This is a genomic window from Algoriphagus sp. (genome assembly GCF_046296635.1).
GTDB lineage: Bacteria > Bacteroidota > Bacteroidia > Cytophagales > Cyclobacteriaceae > Algoriphagus.
Map to the genome: position 1 here is coordinate 98,328 of NZ_JBKBKZ010000015.1, position 18,506 is coordinate 116,833.

Here is an 18,506-nt window from a genome sequence, read left to right on the forward strand (position 1 = left end):
GATTTACAATTGAGAAATATTGACACTGAAATTATCACCAACTTCACGGAAGCCCTTGTCAACTATTATTTCAGAGCCAGTCAGTCCTTCAAGGATTTCTGTTTCGTTATTAGCTGTTAAACCACGCTTAACATATTTCTTTTGGGCCGTTTGATTTTCGACGATAAAGACATAATCCCCTTTGTTGTCAGCCAAGATCAAATGTGCCGGCACCAAGACGCTGTTTGGGTTTTGGTAATCACGGATCTTAAGTACAGCGATCATATTTGGCTTGATGTCAGTCATATTCGGAAGTAGTACTTCTACTTTAAATGTTCGGTTGTTTGGATTGATGACACCACCGACAGCTGAAACACGCGTAGTCAAAGTTTTTCCAATGGAAGGAAAGTCAATTGTAACACTGTCCCCTTTAGTCAGAACTCCAACATAACTTTCTGAAACATCCGCCAGGATAAACATGTCACTTTCGCCTACAAATTCAAACATGGGAACACCTGGCTGTACTGCTTCTCCCATTCTCACTTGAACAGTCTCTATTGTGCCGTTAAATGGAGCTCTGACAAATGCTTTGTTCAATTGGGTTTTCATTGAAGCCAGATTCTTTTCCAAGCCTTCTTTTCGGTTTTTAGCTTCTAAATATTGAATCTCAGTTCCGATCTTCTGATTCCAGAGTCTTTCCTGCTTTTGGAAAATCGTAGTGGCCAATTGTAAAGAATTTTCCATCTCTTCGATATTTCGATCAATTGATTCCGAATCGATTTTGGCCAATATCTGACCTTTACTTACGCGCATCCCCTCCATCACTGGTACCTCAAGGATTCTTCCCGCAGTTTCGGCACTTATACTCACATTTTTCTTTGAAAGAACAGAACCTGTCACCTCCACATAATGTGTAAACTCACCTTTTCTGGCTGCTGCAGTGGTGATGAGAATTGATTTTTTATTGGCTTTTGCAAAATCAGGATCGAGTTTAGCGATCTCTGATTCAAGGGTCTTGATTTCTGTATTCAGCTCCCCAGCTTGATTTTTCAATTCAACAAGCTTGGTTTTCATGGCTTCTACCCCCTCCTTTTTCTCACAAGAAAAGGTTAGGATGGCTAAGAACATTACAGGTAAAAATTTAAGTATAGGCTTCATATAGAGAAGAGAATTATAGAATGAGATATAAAGAGTTGGTTTAGTTATTCAAATCGGACTTTAGAAGTCCTAGGGCTTTTTCAAGATCTACTTTAGAGATTAATCCGTCATACAAGGCTGCTAAATAGTTGATCTCGGCCTCGATCAAGGCACCATCAGCATCCACTACTTCCAAATTGGATCCCACGCCTTCTTGGTATTTGATTTTTGCTATGTCAAAAACCTCTCTTGCCAAAGCAAGATTTTCTTGTTGGACTTCAAGTAGGGTGAGGTCATTTCTGAGGTTAGCTTTGGCTACAAAAATTTCATTTTTGAAATTATCATCTAAATAAAACCGCTGATTTTCGAGCTGATTAATCTGGTGACGATTTTTTTGAATCCTGGCACTTTTGGCAAAACCATCGAAAATCGGCACGTTCATACTTATACCTAATAAGGAACTCCCAAACCAGTTTCGGCTATCATAGACTGTGTTAAAGCTATTTCCAGCACCATTTCGCCTCATGTTTCCGACAAAATCAATAGTCGGCATGTATTGCGAGGTATTATTCTTGATATCAAGTTGAACCAGTTCGATCTGAGTTTTTATCTGATCAAGCTCCACACGACCATCACCTTCTTCTACCAAAAGCCGACTAAGATTTTCCTGAGGATTCAAGTCCTGCAGTGTTTCTGTGATCAAAATATCCACGTTCAAAGGCATTCCCATCTGAATTTTGAGAATTTCTTTGCTGATCTCCCATGCTGTACGACTGCGTGCCACTTGTGAGTAAGTGTTGTTTCGCTGCACCTGAATTCTTGACACATCGATTTTTTCTGCAAAACCAGCCTCATAAAGTGCCTTAGTTTCCTTCAGCAAGGAATCAATTCTTGCAAGGTTGGATTGCGAAAGTCGAATTCGCTCTTGATTGACCAAAACCCCAAAGTAGGCTTTCTTGACAGTCTCAATCACATCATTTTCTGCTTTGGCCAAATCAAAATTGGTTAACTGAGTCAAAGTTTTGGCGGCACGAAGTCCCACGAAAAATGATCCGTCAAAGATCATCTGTGTCACATTCACACCAATTCCAGAGGAATAGTTCACACCAAATCGAGCGGGAATTACATCAGATGGATTTGTGGGATCTCCAAAGGGAGGCTGATTAGGAAGAAATACCACAGGAATCTGGGGATTATAGTCCAAATTGAAGGATCCCTTAACTTGCGGAAGTCCCTGAGCTGTGGTTTCCTTTACTGTTGCTTTGGAAATTAAAGTTTCCAAACGGGCGTTTTTGGTCGTTACATTGTTTTCTATGGCATACTGAATCGATTCGTTCAAGGTGAGTTGGGCTACTTCTTGAGCGTGAATGCCTGAAAGAACGAGAAAAAACATTATAACTGTTAAAAGGCTCTTATTCATAGACGGTTAGTTTTCAATTTTCTATTGCTTGCTGAGCGGCATAGGCCAAACGGCCTTTTTCTGTAAAAATTCCATGAAGAAAATGATCCATCAGGACCACTTGTTCTTCTGCGAAATTGTAATTAGGATCTGTGAAATTGCTGGGTTCAAAGGCAGATGTTATTTGATTGACACGGACTTTCGCTAAAATCTCAGAATCTATTTCCATTCTGAAATACCCTAATTCTTTCCCTTTTTCGATGACATTTACAATGTCATTCATGATTACTCGAGTTTTGAAATCCTCAAACATTCTCCAAGCCTCAGGGAAATATTTTTGAATCTCCATGATTACCATCGGGTTGATGTTTTTCATTCTTTCTCGCATCATTTTGGATGTCTTCACCAAGTGCTCGATCACACCATCTTCCGTTTCTAGAATGTATGCCAGCTTGGTTCGATCTTCCTCCAGAATTTTCTCAAACGCCTCTTTTACCAAATCCTTTTTATCTGCAAACTCTTGATAAACAGTTTTTTTGGATACTCCAGCTAGTCGGGCAATATCTTCCATCGTCACTGTTCTGACACCATATCTCGAAAACTGCTCGGTTGCTATCTCTAAAATTCTATTTCTCGTCTCCAATTTCCTTTTCTGAATTTCGGACAAAACTATGGAAACTTTCATATTGTTCAAAGTTTCTTAAGTTTTTTCCAGATTATTATTTCATTAAGACAAAATTATCATGTTCGAAATCGTGCATAAATCGATTTTATCCGGTTTTAACAAAATAATATTCGTTTGTATAAAAAATGAATCTAGGATATTTCCCATTTTCTATAACTTCGAAATATAAATTTTTACTTCATGGAATATTTAATCCACCCCAAGGGGAAACTTGTTTACAAAAAAAAGGGGATTGGTCCCGAAATGTTTTTGATTTTCCATGGTTTTGGGCAAAATCATCAGGATATGCTCCCCCTTGATGAAATAAGAATGCCAAATCAGTGCTTTCTATTCATCGACATGTTTTATCATGGACGCAGTCAATGGTTTGATTCTCTAAAAAATTTAGATCGCGCTACTTGGGTAGAAATTATAAGAATGCTTCAAATAAAGGAGAACTTTACACAGTTCAACTTAATAGGATACAGCATGGGAGGCAAGTTTTCAATGCTCACTTATGAGCTATTTGTAAACGAAGTCAAAAGCCTCACACTTCTAGCCCCTGATGGAATCAAAACAGGCCTTTGGTATAGCATGACAAATTATCCCAACTTTATTCATCCCGTTTTTAAAAGGATGATTTTCAAGCCTAATCGATTTTTTGGAATCATTGACGGGTTAAATTCCGCTGGTTTGGTAGAAAAAAGCTTTGTCAAATTTGTAAAAACCCAGCTCGAAACACGATCTCACCGTGCTCAAGCCTATTTCGTCTGGAAAGTTTTTGGAGGTATTCAGCTACACCTCGGGCAGATCATTCGATTAGCCAGAAATCATCAAACACCGATTACCTTATTTATTGGAAGCCATGACAAAATGGTGACTGCAGAGAATCTTGATCGATTCAGTAAAAAAATACCGCATTTGAAAAACGTTGAACTTCCCGTCGGTCATGGACAATTGATTGAAGCAGCAGTTGAGTATTTGATGGGCGAACGTTAAGGCTGAAAGCTCAAATAAAAATTCTGGAAAAAATCTTGTGGTCATTTGGCTAACTAAACATCGGTCATCTGACATCCTTCACCTGACAATTTCAATCTTTCAATACTTCAATTCCCCAATCTATCCCCCAAATCCTTACCTTTGCGACTTACCAGCCCAAGGACATGATTTTCTTCTTTGAATCACCCCAGAAACTCGTTTACGGAGTTCAATCCCCACAGCCAATTTCACTTGAAAACATCGAAAAACTCATCTGGCTTTTTGGCGAAGCCAAAGCGATTCAGGGAGAAAAACTGGCAGGGAAATATTCTGGACCACGAAAAGAGATGATCACACCATGGTCCACCAATGCCGTGGAAATCACCGTGAACATGGGAATCCTGGGAATCCAGCGAATCGAAGAGTTTTTACCAAAAGCAGAAGGCGATCAAATCGATCCGATGCTTCAGAAAATCTACGATGGACTGGATCAGGAGATTTTTGATATACATCTCCAGCCCGAACCAATCAAAGCTGTCACTGATATTGCAACCTACAACAAATCCGAAGGTCTCGCGCTGAGTCAGGAAGAGGTCGATTATCTTGATAATGTCTCAACACAATTAGGTCGTCCATTGACCGATTCAGAGGTTTTTGGCTTTTCGCAAGTGAATTCTGAGCACTGTCGACACAAGATTTTCAATGGTACTTTTATCATTGATGGCGAAGAAAAACCGATGACACTTTTTCAACTCATCAAAGAAACTTCCAAAAAGCATCCGAATCGAATCGCCTCAGCTTACAAAGACAATGTGGCTTTCGTCACTGGTCCAAAGGCACAGCAATTCGCCCCAATAACGCAGCATCAAGCTGACTTTTTTGAAACTCGCGAGATCGATACCGTCATTTCCCTAAAAGCTGAAACTCACAACTTCCCCACTACAGTTGAACCATTTAATGGCGCAGCAACTGGAGCCGGTGGAGAAATCAGAGATCGTTTGGCTGGCGGGACTGCATCGATTCCTTTGGCTGGAACTGCCGTCTACATGACTTCTTATTCCCGTTCGGAAAAAGGTCGAAGTTGGGAGAAAAATCTCGCTGAGCGTCCTTGGCTATATCAGACTCCGATGGATATCCTGATCAAGGCTTCCAACGGAGCATCTGATTTTGGTAACAAATTCGGTCAGCCGCTTATCGCTGGTTCTGTTTTGACTTTTGAGCATGAGGAAGATGGAAAGCACCACGGATTTGACAAAGTAATCATGTTGGCTGGTGGTGTCGGCTTCACCAATGCCAAATACACTAAGAAAAGCGAGCCAGCAAAAGGCGATCAAATCGTCATCATGGGCGGTGACAACTACCGCATCGGAATGGGCGGTTCGGCTGTTTCCTCTTTAAATACCGGCGAACTCTCCAACGCCATAGAACTTAACGCAATCCAACGCTCCAATCCCGAAATGCAAAAGCGTGTTTCAAACGTGATTAGAGCGATGGCTGAAAGCGAAAATAACCCGTTCATTTCCATCCACGATCACGGAGCTGGAGGACATTTGAATTGCCTTTCTGAATTGGTCGAAACCACTGGTGGCACGATCCACATTGACCAATTGCCGATTGGTGATCCCACTCTTTCTTCAAAAGAGATCATCGGAAACGAATCTCAGGAACGAATGGGATTGGTCGTGGGCAAAAAAGATGTTGACATTCTTAAGCAACTTTCCGAACGGGAACGCGCACCATTCTATGTGGTCGGCGAGACGACTGGAGATATGCACTTCAAGTTTGAAAACAGTAAAACAGGTGAAAAGCCCGTGGACTGGAACTTGTCGTACATGTTTGGTTCTTCACCAAAAACAATCCTTGAGGACAATTCAGGTAATGCTTCATTTTCTGAACCAGAATACAATCCAGCGCAACTTAAGTCATACATCGAAGAAGTTCTTCAATTAGAAGCGGTTGCTTGCAAGGACTGGTTGACGAATAAAGTGGATCGATCTGTTACAGGTCGTGTTGCAACGCAGCAGACCGTTGGGGAAATCCAGCTTCCGCTGAATGACGTCGCTGTAATGGCTTTGGACTTTACCGGGAATAAAGGAATTGCCACCTCCATCGGACACGCACCTGTTGCGGCTTTGGCAGACCCTGAAGCAGGAAGCCGATTGGCGATAGCGGAAGCACTGACCAACCTGGTTTTTGCACCGATTGCAGATGGGTTGAAAGGAATTTCCCTTTCTGCCAACTGGATGTGGCCTGCTAAAAACAAAGGGGAGAATGATCGACTTTACCGAGCAGTTCAGGCAGTTTCTGAATTTGCAATTGAGTTGGGAGTAAATATTCCTACTGGAAAAGATTCGCTATCCATGACTCAGAAATATCCTGACGGAAAAGTAGTTTATTCTCCGGGGACTGTGATCATTTCTACTGTAGGCGAATGCTCTGATATCAAAAAGACCGTGAAAGCTGCACTTTTCCCAGAGGCAGGTAGCAAGGTTTTGTACATCGATTTTTCAAAAGACGGAGCAAAACTCGCAGGATCGTCTTTCTATCAGATATTGAATAAAATCGGCACAGAAACACCAACAGTAACTGATTCGGCCTATTTCGCTGCGGCTTTTGGAGCAATTCAAAATTTGATTGAAAAAGGGTTGATCCTATCAGGACACGACATTTCCTCTGGAGGGATCATTACTGCTTTGCTGGAGATATGCTTTCCTTCGGAAAAAGTAGGTTTGAAAGTAAAGGAATCAAGATTAGGGGAAAGCGATTTGGTAAAAGCACTTTTCGCAGAAAATCCAGGAATTTTGATTCAAGTTGCCGATGATAATCAAGTTGAAACACTACTAGCAGAGGCTGAAATTGATTTTGTAGAATTAGCAGAAGTTACCTTAGATGGAGCTGTTTCTTTGGAAAACTTGGATCTGAATGTCGGTGAAATGCGTGATGTTTGGTTTAGATCTTCCTATTTATTAGATAGAAAGCAAAGCGGAGAGAAACTTGCCAAAGACCGCTTTGACAATTATAAAAATCAGGCACTTTCTTATGAATTTGCCGAAGGCTGGAAAGGAAGTTTTGAAGGATTAGGACTAGATCCTTTCCGAACTACAAAAGGAAAAGCGAAAGCTGCAATCATCCGGGAAAAAGGCGTGAACGGCGATCGAGAAATGGCTTATTCGCTTTGGTTGGCAGGATTTGAGGTGAAAGACATTCACATGACTGACTTGATTGCCGGTCGTGAAAATCTGGAAGATGTACAGATGATCGTCTTCGTAGGTGGCTTCTCCAATTCAGACGTTCTTGGTTCGGCTAAAGGTTGGGCAGGTGCTTTCCTTTACAATCCAAAAGCCAAGCAAGCACTCGATAATTTTTATGCAAGACCTGACACGCTTTCTTTGGGCGTGTGTAACGGCTGTCAGCTGATGGTGGAATTGGGCTTGGTCACGTCAGATCACGATCAGAAGCCTAAAATGCTTCACAACGCTAGTCACAAATTTGAATCCTGCTTTGTGAATGTTACCGTCCCGGAAAACAAATCTGTGATGCTGGGTTCGCTTAGTGGTCAGCGACTTGGTGTTTGGGTAGCACACGGAGAAGGCAAATTCTCCCTTCCAAAAGGTGAAAATGGTTACAACTTCGCCATGAAGTACAGCTATGCTGCTTATCCGGGAAATCCTAACGGTTCAGACTTTGCAACAGCAGGAATTGCATCCGAAGACGGAAGACACTTGGCTATCATGCCACATATTGAGCGAAGCTTGAAACCTTGGAACTGGGCGCATTATCCGAGTGATCGGAATGATGATTTCACTCCTTGGATGGAGGCTTTTGTGAATGCGAGGAAGTGGGTGGAGTCGAAGGGTTAATGTTCGGCGTTCGGAGTTCACCATTCGACATTCGATAGTATTTTGATTTACGAAGTACGATATACGATTTACGAGGTCTAATTGACCTCCAATCGTGAATAATAAAATTGACCTCTTCGATTTTAAGAATTTCAAATCATAAATTCAAAATCTCAAATCAATACAATCCCTTGGAGCAACCTTAGGGATTTTTTATGTTCTTTTGATTTTTATTCCCAAATTGGGAATTATTACTTCATTCAAAGTCTTTAAACGTGAAGCGGATTTTTTCCAAGGGAACATTAAGAGCGTATTGGGAACGGTATCCTGAAATCGAACAGCACCTGAAGGTCTGGTACGATACTGTAACCAAGACCACTTGGAAAAAACCGGCTGATTTGAAGGAAACTTTCGCAAACGCGAGTATTTTGAAAGAAGGTCGAGTTGTTTTCAACATCAAAGGCAACTCATTTCGATTGGTAGCCAAAATAAATTATGAGAAGGAATGGCTCTTTATCCGGTTCATTGGGACACATCGAGAATATGATTCAATAGACGCAAACACAATTTAATATGGAAATAAAACCAATTAAAACAGACACTGATTATCAAGTCGCCTTGAAAAGACTGCATGAAATATTCGATGCACCTATCGAAAGTCCGGAAAGTGATGAAGCAGATATCTTGGCTTTGTTGATAGATGACTATGAAAACAAGCATTTCCAAATCGGTCCTCCTGACCCAATTGAAGCCATAAAAATCAGGATGGAAGAACTTTCGCTCAAACAAATTGACCTAGCTGAAGCAATGGGCGGAACCAATCGGGTGTCTGAAATTCTGAACCGTAAAAGAAAACTCACCATTGAGATGGTACGCAAGCTGACCAATAAACTTAACCTCTCGGCCGAGATTCTCATTACGGATTATGATTTGGTGGTTTGATTTTCGGTGTGTTCGACATTCGTTGTTCGGGATTTGAGATATACCGCAATCCGGAAGCATAAGAAATTCAAAACACTCTAGGTATAATTTATTTCATTTCAATTTTAAGGTTTACAAAGGCTCCAGACTGAGTGTAATTTAATCCGAGCCGATTTGTAATCGGAAGCAAATTCCATTTAATCGTCCTGAGATGAAATCGAATTGACAATTCGTTTGGACACGAAGGAGTTTTATTCCCAATTGCTATCGCGGAGTACATCTAGCCTCCTTTCGCCAAAGTTCATCCAGAGGCAAACTAAACTATTAGCATAATTGGAAAAATATTCAAAAACCAGTAGATTGAAAAAAAGCATAACAATGAAAAAACACAAAGTTATAGAAACATTAGATCAACTGCCTGACGAATTTAATATTGAAGAATTAGTAGAAAAGCTGTTGTTTATAGAAAAAGTAGAAAAAGGCATTCAGGATGCTGACAAAGGCAGAACCATGACCCTCCTTGATGCTAAGAATAAATTGGAGGAAAAATGGCAAACCTTACAATAAAACTTACAGAGACTGCTTATCTGGATTTGGAAGAAATTGAGAATTATGTAAGCCAGAGTTTTTGATAATCATCCCTCTGTGTATCGCTAGGGGCCTACGGCATTTCTGTCTACCTCCAAATTATCAGCAGAGCTAATTTTTTAAAGTCCCATCGGGACGGCATATCTAATTCCAAAGTAACAAAGTTTTGCATTGCATTTTTGAGCCCAACCTCGAAGTAAAATGAAAATCTTTGCAAGGTCTAAACTGATCATCTTTTATTTACTTCTCATACTCAATCTTTTTAATCCGCCAAAGAATCTGCATGCTAGGGGTTTGAACGAGTGCCTCATCCCCTACTTCCTTTTTTAGTAGCGCTTGGGCCATAGGGGAATCGATCGATATATAGTCTCTGCGCTCAAAAATCTCCTCGCCACCAACAATCCGGAAGTGTATCTTGTGTCCCTTTGTATTCTCGATCTCAACCCAAGCTCCAAACATCACTTTTCCTTCCTGATAGGGCGTATAGTGAATCACCTTTAAGTCATCGAGGCATTTGCGTAGGTAGTGTACCCGCTTGTCTATTTCGCGGAGCCGCTTTTTGTTGTAGTGGTAATCGGCATTCTCCGAGCGATCCCCCAAGCTTGCAGCCCAAGCGACTTTTTGGGTAGTCTCCGGACGCTCCACCTTCCACAGATGGTCCAATTCAGCCTTCACCTTCTCCAAACCTTCGGGAGTAATCCACATCGTCTTCATTTCTGTAAATCGGGTTGTTTATTGAAATTACAATTTCGTAAGGACTGGAGACTTTTTTGCTCAACGCTTTCACGCTCCACAAGTCCAATCCAAAATAAAAATTCTCTTAGACAGTGGTTTACCGTCTATTCCCTCCGCAAGGATAATTTGAGGATTAATTAAACCCTCCCATGGCTACTACAGTGGTCACCCATACGATAACACATGAGAAAAAAATCCCGGCTGTATTGGCTAGAAAAGCTTTCTTTCTATCCAAACCAAAAAGATATCCTGCAATGCTACCTGCATACACGCCTGTACCGGGAAGCGGAATCAGCACAAAAATCATTAAGCCCCAAAAACCATATTTCTTCACGTTGTTGCCAGCACCAGCTTTGGCTCTACGACCTACAAAAATTGCCGCCTTTTTATAGGATTTCCATTTCATGAAATATCGGTTTACTACGTCTAAAAAAAATGACATGATGGGAAAGACCAGCACATTGGCCGAAAAGCAAAGAACGAAGGCCAAATAAATATTGATATCATTCAGGAGGGCGTAAGGTATGCCCAGTTTCGCCTCTCCAAAAGGAGAAATGCTCCATAGCATGGCGATTAATATGTCGAGAAACATCGGGTGGTGATTAGAAGCAGCAAAAGTAGTGAAATTCGGAATTGCAACTGATTGGTTGATCTTCAAATTGAGGATAAAACGTTTTCACGAGCAAAAGGATTTCAAATAATTTGAGGAAAGTTTTTAGCGAATTCATTAGTTCTTACAGAGGCCATTAATTACTACTCATCTACTCCCCCTACTCCATCCTGATCAACTGTACCGCATCCAAGCGTATTCTAGCTTTTTTGATCAGTGAATTCCTTCTAAAACAACTTCTCCTTCATAAACTGATCACAGGTCAAGACTGGAATGTCCGAAAAGTAAAACCCGTTATGATCTTCTGTGATGATGAACTCGCAGGATGAATTCAAAGCAGAATAATACTCCAACCCATCTTCAAAATCTGTTACTCGAGAATCTGTGGTTGTCAAGCTCACTACTTCCTGATCGACAGTTGTTGATTTCAGCTTTGAGGCCAGCATTTCAATTTTCTTTTTGGCCAAATCGGTTCCGCTTTTTTTCTCTGAAAAGTAAAAAGCGATAGCTAAACAAATCGGAGAGGTGAAAAGCTCATAGCCGGATTTATCAGCCAAACTCAGGATTCTGGAAGAAATCGGGAAAAGTGGATATTCTTTGTTCAACACAGAAACCAATACGTTGGCATCCAAAAAGATCCTCATTTCTTCTCAAAAAATTCATTTTTGAGGCTGTCCCGACTCGGAGATTTCTTGTATTCAATTGGACCTTCTGACACTTCATTAATCCAATCGGAAACAGGCAGCTCCTCCAAAGATTTGTAGTTTTTGGAAGTGATCTGAGAATACAAATACTCTGTCAATCGGGAAAGACTGATATTATTGCTTTCTGCGAAGTCCTTTGCCTTCTCGATGACATCTCGATTGAAAGCAAGTGTGATTTTAGCATCCATGACAAAGAAATTTGATGAATAAATTATTTACTACGCAAAGAAAAATAAATCTATACGTAAAGTCAAATATTTTATTTAGAATTTACTACAAATAATTGAAATCTAGCCCTATGTGAAGAATAAGCCTTCCAATTCAATCCTTGGTAACTAACTGGAAAAAGGATTGAAGATCGCAAAAACCAGGTGAGAACCTCTTCTCCGCCTCTGCGGACAAGTTTGGTCTGTTAATAAATTTTGATCAATGCTCATTGTATGTTGTTCAATGGTAATTGATCATTGATCATTGAAAATTGTTAATTTTTAAGCTTTTCTTCAATTTCAGCGATTTCGGCTTCGGTTTGAGCCTTATTCTTTTTGTTGGTTTTTTCCTTGTTCAGATCTGTGGCATAGAAGTGCGTTTCCTGAAAATAGCTCACCCTAGCCTCGGATTCGCCCTTGGCTTTAGTCCACTTTTCACCCTTGAATAGCTTGACTTTTTCCTCATGCAGCTCCAATAATTCATCATAAGGTCCTCGAGCTGAAATCAGCTTGACGAAGATCGGTGCCGTCTCAATTGCGATGAAGAGCAAAATGATAAAAATATTAGCCATCGCCATCACTGAGCTTTCTGTTGTCAAAACAGACAATGCGTCCATTCGTGCAGCAAGTCCATCGAAACCTTCGATTCCGGGTTGCTGCTTTTCAAATTCGGCTTGGCGCAAAGCGATAAATTCACGAATCTGAGCTTCTATCGTATCCACTCGTACTTGATTTCTTTTGCGCAGCTCATCCAAAGCAAGTTGTGCTGCATCGAGCTGAGCTTCCTTCTTTTTGGCATTGGTACCCAAACCTACAATTCCGCTCGTACCGGAGGTTTTTTCACCAAATCGCTCTGCATCATATTCTTTTTGAAGTTGGTCTCGAAACCTTTCAGCATTTGCAACTTCAGTTTTTAGTGTGTCAATTTTAGCCTCTAATTCCTGAATCTCAGGAAAGCCCTTAGCTAAATTCAACTTTGACTGAGTGATGAATTCTGTCTTTTTCTCATCCAGTTTGCGATTAATCTCCCGCTCAAACATTTTCAATTCCAGTGGCTTGGAAATCACCAAAGCCAATAAAATAGCCAAAACCAATCTAGGAATGGCAAGCTTCCACTCTGCCCAAGCATTTTCCTGCTTTCGCATACTGGAGACAATAAATCGATCCAGATTGAAAATCATCAAACCCCAAAGTAGCCCAAAGAAAATCGCAGGAACCAAAGATTGGAATACTGTGAAAAGCGCATATCCGGCAGAAAGCGACGCCAAAACTCCTGTGAAGAAAACTGTTGCCCCGATTCCGAAATACTTATTGGATTCGGTTGGGGCACGTTTGAGCAGAGCAAAGTTTGCACCGCTGCAAAACCAAAAGAAACGGGTGATTTGCTGCATGATTGGAAGATTGTAGGATGGATCCTTTGATTAGAACGCCAAAACTCTTCCAAAAAATAGGACTTATGTTTGGAGACCTTTCTTTGGACCAAAAATGGGATCAAAACCTCATTTCCTGTGACAGAAAGTTGTTTTCTAAACCACCAGATAAAAAGGGGTCAAAACCCTAATCTGTTCGGGTTGTACGTAATCGTGCAACTGATGAACGGTTTTGGTTCAAGAGAAAATTGACTTTACATGACAAGCACATTTCAAACAGTGAAATGATTTTAGAACAATAGATACCTCAATCCTGCCCGGGATAAACCAAAATTTTTAACTTAGATTGCCACAAATGCAGGGATGTTTATCTGTGCATCTGTGGGATTTACTCTATCAATTTACCATTGCAACCAGTCCTTTCGTTCTTATAGCACATCACAACAGAATTAAATGAAAAAGCAGCTACTAATCCTTGTGTCCTTGGTTGGACTTCTACATCTGAGTGCATTTTCCCAAACGGCACTATTTGAACAAGAAGTCAGACAGATATCATCTGATCTTGACAGCCTAGGTTGGGAAAGTGGCAGCACAATCTTTACCGGAAGCTCGACTATTCGGATGTGGAAAACACTGCAAGCGTCTTTTCCAGATCAAAATATACTTAATACAGGTTTTGGAGGTTCCAAAGCTTCGGATTTGGAAACTCACCTCTTTCCCTTGGTCATTCGATTGGAACCAAGCCGCGTATTCATTTACGAGGGAGACAATGACATTTGGAGTGACGTTCCGGTAGCAGAAATTTTGACAAGCTTGGACAACATTGTCAATCGACTTCAATTAATTGACCCGAAAACAGAAATTTTCTTAATTGGTGCGAAACCCAGTCCTTCTAGATGGGAGAAGAAGGCAAACTATGCCATATTTAACCAGAAGCTGCAAGAATATGGAAAAGCAAAAGAAGGTGTAGAATTTATCGATACTTGGAAAGCACTGACAGATGCCGAAGGAAATCCAAGACCTAAATTATTCTTGGAAGATCAACTTCATCTGAATGAAAAAGGATATGTGATCTGGACAGAGATTTTTAGGCCTTATTTTAAGTAAAAACTTTAGGTTTTCTTTTTAAACTTTTTCTCCCAAACACTCATAGGGAAAATACCGCCAAATGTCCAGGATAAACCTTCCCATTTCCTGGAGATTCTCTCGGGAGAATTATTCTCTAAAGTAAACTCATATAACCGATTTGGACTTAAAGTAAAAAACTGGCCTATCTCAAGATTCAAAAAGGAAGATTTGAATACCCTAATTCTGGAATGAATGCCAGTTTTAAAGAAAAATGGACTCCTTTTGATCAACTCTATTTTATAATCCAGCAATTCTCCATCTGAAGTTTGGATCTGACCTGATCTACTTTGAGATTCAATGTTTAATCCCGAAATCGCCAAATTAGGATTCAAAAATGCTCCAATTCGGATGTTTTGCTCTTTTCCAGTGGGAATATCGTACCGAAAAGTGAATGGTAAAACTAAATTAGCCGATCCAGCCCCTGAAACATCCAGAGATCTTCCATACACTTCAAGATATAGTGGACTGGAATCATGATGAAAAAATGAAAGCCCTGATTCTAAGGATAAATTATCTTTTCGAAAACCAAAACCCAGTCCATAGTACAAACTAAGGTCCTCATTTCCGCTGAACTGAAAATCGGAATAAACTCCGTATCGCATACCAAAAAATGGCAAAACGTAGTACCCATTTTCATTGCTCAAATTCCTGTAATTTTCCCCTTTAGCTAACCTGGTTGCTTTTTTTAGTGCATTAGTTTGGATTTGAGCAAAAGAAGAAAATCCGAAAAGTAAAAAACAAATACAAAAAACAACTTTTCCCATATATTCAAATAATTATCAAAAATTACACATATAACTAAATATCATCTTTTAAATTATCTTTACTCACATATTTTTTATACTTCCCAGAGGTACTTGATTTTTAAAAGCCATAATCGACTTTTAAATACTCTTAATTTCCCCTAGGAATTCAATCTAACAAAAGCCTTTTTGATTTAACGCTACCCAGAATAAATCCACTTTGTAATCGTAAACTTCACAGGGCGATAACCTTACTCCCAAATAAAATTCTTACTTTTGCAGCCTCAATTAGGCAAACCATGCAGAATATTCGGAATATCGCGATCATCGCTCACGTTGATCACGGTAAAACAACACTAGTGGATAAGATCATCCACGCCTCTCAAATCTTCAGAGAAAATCAACAATTCCAAGACCTAATCTTGGACAGTAATGACCTTGAACGTGAAAGAGGCATTACCATTCTTTCAAAAAACGTATCTGTACGCTACAAAGACGCTAAAATCAACATCATTGATACTCCTGGTCACGCCGATTTCGGTGGTGAAGTAGAGCGAGTGCTTAAAATGGCTGACGGCGTTATTCTTTTAGTAGATGCTTTCGAAGGACCTATGCCTCAGACCCGATTTGTATTGGGCAAAGCTTTGGCACTTGGACTTACTCCTATCGTAGTAGTAAACAAAGTAGATAAAGAAAACTGTCGCCCAGACGAAGTACACGAGTCAGTTTTTGACTTGATGTTCAACTTAGATGCGACAGAAGAGCAGCTTAATTTCTTCACGCTATACGGTTCAGCAAAAAATAACTGGATGGGTCCGGATTGGAAAAATCCAACCGATACCATTTTCCCACTTTTAGACGCGATATTGGAACACATCCCTGCTCCAAAAATCGACGAAGGTACACTTCAGATGCAAATCACCTCTTTGGATTATTCCAACTTCGTGGGTCGAATTGCTATCGGTCGTGTGAAAAGAGGTACGATCATGGAAAATCAACAAATCGCACTTTGCAAAGCTGACGGCGTAATCAAAAAGATGCGTGTGAAAGAATTGCAGGTATTTGAAGGCTTGGGAAGAGTGAAAGTGACTGAAGTAGCGGCAGGTGATATCTGCGCTGTAATGGGTGTGGAAGATTTCGAAATCGGTGATACCATTGCCAATCCAGATACTCCAGAAGCACTTCCAAGAATCTCGATCGATGAGCCTACGATGAATATGCTCTTTACGATCAACAACTCTCCATTCTTCGGCAAAGAAGGAAAATTCGTGACTTCCCGTCACTTGAGAGACAGACTTTTCAAAGAGACCGAAAAAAACCTAGCACTTAGAGTTGAATCAACTGAATCAGAAGATAAATTCTTGGTTTATGGACGTGGAATTCTTCACTTGTCGATTTTGATCGAAACGATGAGAAGAGAAGGTTACGAACTACAGGTAGGTCAGCCTCAGGTAATTTTCAAAGATATTGACGGAGTGAAATGCGAGCCAATCGAATTACTTGTGGTGGACGTTCCTCAGGAAACTGCAGGTAAAGTAATTGAACTTGCTACGCAGCGAAAAGGCGAACTGACCATCATGGAGCCGAAGGGCGATCTTCAGCATTTGGAATTCAGAATTCCATCCAGAGGTTTGATCGGTTTGAGAAACAACGTCTTGACGGCAACTCAAGGTGAAGCGATCATGAATCACCGATTCTCTGCTTATGAGCCATTCAAAGGAACAATTCCAGGCCGAATCAATGGTTCGTTGATTGCAATGGAAGGTGGACCTTGTACGGCTTATGCAATCGACAAACTTCAGGATAGAGGTACATTCTTCGTAGATCCAGGAGATGATTTGTACGCAGGACAAGTTGTGGGCGAGCATTCTCGTGACAACGATATCGTAGTAAATATTCAAAAAGGAAAAAAGCTCACCAACATGAGAGCTTCAGGTTCTGATGATAACGTGAGAATCATTCCTGCAAAAAAATTCTCTTTGGAAGAATCCATGGAATACATCCAAAAGGATGAATACCTTGAGATTACTCCTAAATCCATCCGAATGAGAAAGATTTATTTGGATGAAAATGAAAGAGGAAGAATGGCAAAAAAAGATTCTTAATCTTGATGATTTTCAGCAAGTTTATATAGTATCAAAATCCTCCAGCTTCACGGTTGGAGGATTTTTTGTTTCCATTCAACAGAAATTCAGTTTCGGATCAAAACCTAAGCTCCAATTTTTCGTCCAATTAACTAAACTAAATATCACCCTATGAACAAATCCCTGCTACTATTACTCGTACTATTTTCGGTTTCCACTTTTTCTTTTGCTCAAAGCAAAAATGATGTAATGCACATGATGGACGGGCCCAAAGAAGTTCAAATTAAGGAAGTCAGCCAACACCTAATCAAATTCACATATCCTCAGGAGTCAACCATTTATTCCGTAAGTAAGCATCAAATAGAAAAGATCGAATTTGCAAGTGGTAGAGTTGAGAATTTCGAGAGTCCCTTTAAGAAAATAAAAGGTTTAGAAAATGCTGAAGATGTATTTGTCACTTACAATTTCGAAGAAGTCACTGGACTAACAAATGTGGGTGAACTCTTCAGTAAAGCAACAGGAGTCACTTCACTTTCAAGCATGAACAATGTAAAAAACAGGTCACTGGACAAAATGAAGGCTGAGGCAGCTATGACTGGTGCAAATGTAATATTGATCGGAAATGCCAATTCTCGAGGAAATACTTACGGAAATCAGAACGTACCTGCGGTTTCTACACAAACTGTTCTTTTTGGGCAGGCATATAATTCTTTCCCCAGCAACAATGAAAAGTTGATAGAATTGACAAGTGGGAAGCGAGTGCATCACTATCAAGTTCATAGCCTCAACAGAAATGATTTCGGTCCGGAAATGGCCATTGCTACCAAATATGATTCTGATAGACGCCCGGTGATGTCTGAAATCACCGCAGCAACTGAAAGAGACGGAAAGGTCTTCGTGAAAATCCCGGGATTCAAAAGTAAAACAGGTGAATTACAAGTTATCCTAGCAGATGAGACTCAAATCGTCCTTATGGAACAGACGAACAAAGTAATCTACAATTACATCTTCATCACCGAAGAGAGTGATATGCTCAAAAAAATTCCGAGGATATCAGGCTATTAAAAAACTTAAAGAGGCTGTCGAATTAATACCGAATGTCAAATTTGTCGAAATATAGCCAATTTACAGAAAATGGCCTTCGTACTGCCCAACTCTCGTTGATCAGGTGCTCAGGCTGACACAATGAAGCATTTCGAGACAGCCTTTTGTTTTACTAGAGGAGATGTACTTATTCCTTTATGGATCTACTTCAATTGGTAAAAGCTTCATTCTATTTAGCATTATTTAATCTGATTATCCGCTTCTTTGCCAGTAGATCAAAATGGCCTCGACTTCCCACCACGGCGGGCAAGCTGCTCGCCATCGGATTTCAGGTTATTAAAGGGAGGGGAGGTATATGCGGCACAGCCGCATATACC

General features: G+C 40.4%; 17 protein-coding genes. 8 read left to right on the forward strand and 9 right to left on the reverse strand.

Features of this window, described 5'->3' with window-relative positions; translation table 11 throughout:
• Positions 1-3 precede the first annotated feature (3 nt).
• From ACK4HU_RS12555 to ACK4HU_RS12565, 3 genes are read right to left on the reverse strand one after another with little or no spacing between them, the layout of a single operon-like run.
• Positions 4-1,137: an efflux RND transporter periplasmic adaptor subunit gene (locus tag ACK4HU_RS12555; RefSeq protein WP_409807246.1), complete on the reverse strand. Its 1,134-nt coding sequence runs from the start codon at positions 1,135-1,137 to the stop codon at positions 4-6.
• Between the two features lie 40 nt (positions 1,138-1,177).
• Entirely contained in the window at positions 1,178-2,536 is a 1,359-nt protein-coding gene (locus ACK4HU_RS12560; protein ID WP_409807248.1) for a TolC family protein, read from the reverse strand.
• 13 nt (positions 2,537-2,549) lie between these two features.
• Positions 2,550-3,200, reverse strand: a complete 651-nt coding sequence (locus tag ACK4HU_RS12565; RefSeq protein ID WP_409807250.1) for a TetR/AcrR family transcriptional regulator — start codon at positions 3,198-3,200, stop codon at positions 2,550-2,552.
• Positions 3,201-3,380: 180 nt separating this feature from the next.
• Here ACK4HU_RS12565 and ACK4HU_RS12570 point away from each other — a divergent pair, with 180 nt between their 5' ends.
• From ACK4HU_RS12570 to ACK4HU_RS12590, 5 genes are all read left to right on the forward strand, one after another.
• Positions 3,381-4,178 carry an alpha/beta fold hydrolase gene (locus ACK4HU_RS12570; protein WP_409807252.1) on the forward strand — a complete coding sequence of 266 codons (798 nt, stop codon included), beginning with the start codon at positions 3,381-3,383 and terminating at the stop codon, positions 4,176-4,178.
• 164 nt (positions 4,179-4,342) lie between these two features.
• A complete protein-coding gene (gene purL / locus ACK4HU_RS12575) occupies positions 4,343-8,017 on the forward strand; it encodes a phosphoribosylformylglycinamidine synthase (protein ID WP_409807254.1) in 3,675 nt (1,224 codons plus the stop codon).
• Positions 8,018-8,271: 254 nt separating this feature from the next.
• On the forward strand, positions 8,272-8,568 hold the full coding sequence (locus ACK4HU_RS12580; RefSeq protein ID WP_409807256.1) for a type II toxin-antitoxin system HigB family toxin: 297 nt from the start codon (positions 8,272-8,274) through the stop codon (positions 8,566-8,568).
• A 1-nt stretch (position 8,569) separates the two neighbouring features.
• On the forward strand, positions 8,570-8,938 hold the full coding sequence (locus ACK4HU_RS12585) for a type II toxin-antitoxin system HigA family antitoxin (RefSeq protein ID WP_409807258.1): 369 nt from the start codon (positions 8,570-8,572) through the stop codon (positions 8,936-8,938).
• A 312-nt stretch (positions 8,939-9,250) separates the two neighbouring features.
• The gene (locus tag ACK4HU_RS12590) at positions 9,251-9,484 is read left to right on the forward strand and encodes a hypothetical protein (protein ID WP_409807260.1); all 234 of its coding nucleotides are present in this window, start codon (positions 9,251-9,253) and stop codon (positions 9,482-9,484) included.
• Positions 9,485-9,745: 261 nt separating this feature from the next.
• Here ACK4HU_RS12590 and greB read toward each other — a convergent pair whose 3' ends face one another.
• The 5 genes from greB to ACK4HU_RS12615 form a co-directional block, all read right to left on the reverse strand.
• Positions 9,746-10,219, reverse strand: coding sequence for a transcription elongation factor GreB (greB, locus tag ACK4HU_RS12595; RefSeq protein WP_409807262.1), 474 nt, complete (start codon positions 10,217-10,219; stop codon positions 9,746-9,748).
• A gap of 154 nt (positions 10,220-10,373) precedes the next feature.
• Positions 10,374-10,898, reverse strand: a complete 525-nt coding sequence (locus tag ACK4HU_RS12600; protein WP_409807264.1) for a COG2426 family protein — start codon at positions 10,896-10,898, stop codon at positions 10,374-10,376.
• Positions 10,899-11,077: 179 nt separating this feature from the next.
• On the reverse strand, positions 11,078-11,494 hold the full coding sequence (locus ACK4HU_RS12605) for a PIN domain-containing protein (protein ID WP_409807266.1): 417 nt from the start codon (positions 11,492-11,494) through the stop codon (positions 11,078-11,080).
• Positions 11,491-11,742: a DUF6364 family protein gene (locus ACK4HU_RS12610; protein WP_409807267.1), complete on the reverse strand. Its 252-nt coding sequence runs from the start codon at positions 11,740-11,742 to the stop codon at positions 11,491-11,493. Before ACK4HU_RS12610 ends, ACK4HU_RS12605 begins: the two co-directional genes overlap by 4 nt.
• 293 nt (positions 11,743-12,035) lie before the next feature.
• Positions 12,036-13,151, reverse strand: coding sequence for a DUF4407 domain-containing protein (locus ACK4HU_RS12615; RefSeq protein WP_409807269.1), 1,116 nt, complete (start codon positions 13,149-13,151; stop codon positions 12,036-12,038).
• A 432-nt stretch (positions 13,152-13,583) separates the two neighbouring features.
• On the opposite strand from ACK4HU_RS12615, the gene ACK4HU_RS12620 reads away from it, so the two are divergent.
• Positions 13,584-14,237 (forward strand): GDSL-type esterase/lipase family protein, encoded by a 654-nt coding sequence (locus ACK4HU_RS12620; RefSeq protein WP_409807271.1) that lies wholly within the window; start codon positions 13,584-13,586, stop codon positions 14,235-14,237.
• A 5-nt stretch (positions 14,238-14,242) separates the two neighbouring features.
• Here ACK4HU_RS12620 and ACK4HU_RS12625 read toward each other — a convergent pair whose 3' ends face one another.
• Positions 14,243-14,902, reverse strand: a complete 660-nt coding sequence (locus tag ACK4HU_RS12625; protein ID WP_409807273.1) for a hypothetical protein — start codon at positions 14,900-14,902, stop codon at positions 14,243-14,245.
• A 398-nt stretch (positions 14,903-15,300) separates the two neighbouring features.
• On the opposite strand from ACK4HU_RS12625, the gene typA reads away from it, so the two are divergent.
• Positions 15,301-17,106 carry a translational GTPase TypA gene (typA, locus tag ACK4HU_RS12630; protein ID WP_409807275.1) on the forward strand — a complete coding sequence of 602 codons (1,806 nt, stop codon included), beginning with the start codon at positions 15,301-15,303 and terminating at the stop codon, positions 17,104-17,106.
• A gap of 150 nt (positions 17,107-17,256) precedes the next feature.
• Positions 17,257-18,150 carry a hypothetical protein gene (locus tag ACK4HU_RS12635; protein WP_409807277.1) on the forward strand — a complete coding sequence of 298 codons (894 nt, stop codon included), beginning with the start codon at positions 17,257-17,259 and terminating at the stop codon, positions 18,148-18,150.
• Positions 18,151-18,506: the final 356 nt, after the last annotated feature.